This window comes from Streptomyces sp. SID3343, assembly GCF_009865215.1.
Classification (GTDB): domain Bacteria; phylum Actinomycetota; class Actinomycetes; order Streptomycetales; family Streptomycetaceae; genus Embleya.
Genome location: NZ_WWJX01000214.1, coordinates 1 through 636, shown reverse-complemented (window position 1 = coordinate 636; position 636 = coordinate 1). Strand labels below are relative to the sequence as shown.

General features: G+C 70.8%; 1 protein-coding gene. It reads right to left on the bottom strand.

From position 1 onward, the window contains the following. The coding region (locus GT354_RS07495) for an acyl carrier protein (RefSeq protein ID WP_161355465.1) at window positions 1–636 on the bottom strand (636 nt) is incomplete at both ends.

Genomic DNA, 636 nt, shown 5'->3' with positions numbered 1-636 from the left:
GGGTCCATCGCCAACGCCTCACGCGGCGAGATCCCGAAGAACCCCGCGTCGAAGTCACCGGCGTCGTAGAGGAAGCCGCCTTCTCGGACGTAGCTGGTGCCCGCCCGGCCGGGCTCGGGGTCGAACAACTCGTCGGTGTCCCACCCCCGATCGGTCGGGAACTCCCCCACCGCGTCCCCTTCGGCGACGAGCAGTTGCCACAGATCCTCGGGCGAGCGCACCCCACCCGGGAACCGGCAGCTCATCCCGACGATCGCGATCGGCTCGTCCGTGGTCGCGAGGGAGGTCTCGGCGAAGGGTTGGTCGGTGGCCGTCTCACCGAGGAGCGTGGTCTTGAGATACCCGCTCAGCACTCGAGGACTGGGGTGGTCGAAGATCAGCGTGGCGGGCAGGAGCAGACCCGTGGCGGCGTTGAGCCGATTGCGCAGTTCCACGGCGGTCAACGAATCGAAACCCTGCTCCTTGAACGCCCGATCGAGGTCGACCGCCGCGGCCGAGGAGTGCCCGAGCACCGTCGCCGCGTGGCCTTGCACGAGTTCGAGCAACGCCTGTTCGCGCTCGGCGGGCGCCGACCCGGCCAGCCGCTGTGCGAATGTCGACGCGGCCGCCGGCGCGCCGCCGGCCCGCGGGCGTACC